The sequence below is a fragment of the Polynucleobacter yangtzensis genome (assembly GCF_001595965.1).
Classification (GTDB): domain Bacteria; phylum Pseudomonadota; class Gammaproteobacteria; order Burkholderiales; family Burkholderiaceae; genus Polynucleobacter; species Polynucleobacter yangtzensis.
Map to the genome: position 1 here is coordinate 1 of NZ_LOJI01000016.1, position 1,105 is coordinate 1,105.

Sequence of the window (1,105 nt, forward strand, 5' to 3'; positions counted from 1 at the left end):
TTATTACCAATATTGAAGACTTGCGGGTCCTCCACAAAAAACGCACCCCCAAGATGTTCTATGACTATGCGGACTCTGGATCATGGACCGAGTCCACATATCGCGCCAATGAGTCTGATTTCCAAAAAATTAAGTTGCGCCAACGTGTAGCGGTCAATATGACCAACCGCACGACCAAGACAACCATGGTTGGTCAAGAAGTTGCTATGCCGGTTGCGCTGGCACCTACTGGCCTCACTGGAATGCAGCATGCCGATGGTGAAATTTTGGCAGCCAAGGCTGCCGAGAAATTTGGCGTGCCATTTTGCCTTTCAACAATGAGTATCTGTTCAATTGAGGATGTGGCTGAGCGCACTACTAAGCCATTCTGGTTTCAGCTCTATGTTATGAAGGACCGCGGCTTTATTGAGCGCCTCATTGAGCGCGCTAAAGCGGCAAAATGTTCAGCACTTGTCCTCACTCTAGATTTACAAATCTTAGGTCAACGCCATAAAGACTTAAAGAATGGTCTCTCAGCTCCACCTAAACTCACCATTGCCAATATGATCAATATGGCGACTAAGCCACGCTGGTGCATGGGAATGGCAATGACGCCGCGTAGAACATTCCGAAACATTGTTGGTCATGCCACCGGCGTTGGCAACATGTCTTCACTCTCCTCCTGGACTGCAGAGCAGTTTGATCCAGGCCTTAATTGGGGCGATGTTGAGTGGATTAAAAAACTCTGGGGCGGAAAGCTCATCATCAAAGGCATCCTTGATGAAGATGATGCACGCTTAGCTGCAAACTCCGGGGCGGATGCATTAATTGTTTCTAACCATGGCGGCCGTCAACTCGATGGCGCAATTTCTAGCATTAAGGCATTGCCTGGAATTGTGGATGCAGTTGGCAAAGATATTGAAGTATGGATGGACGGCGGCATACGCTCTGGTCAAGATGTTCTGAAAGCTTGGGCCTTGGGTGCACGCGGGACAATGATCGGTCGCCCATTCTTGTATGGCTTGGGCGCGATGGGCGAGGCTGGCGTTACCAAGTGCCTAGAGATCATTCACAATGAACTGGACATCACCATGGCATTTACAGGTCATCGCGATATTCAGAATGT

At 49.0% G+C, this 1,105-nt stretch carries 1 protein-coding gene; it reads left to right on the forward strand.

All coding sequences use genetic code 11. The annotated features are described in order from the left end of the window. Positions 1–2: 2 nt before the first annotated feature. Positions 3–1,105, forward strand: a 1,103-nt coding sequence (locus JaK3_RS05740; RefSeq protein ID WP_082786389.1) for an alpha-hydroxy acid oxidase, incomplete at its 3' end; no start/stop codon positions are given.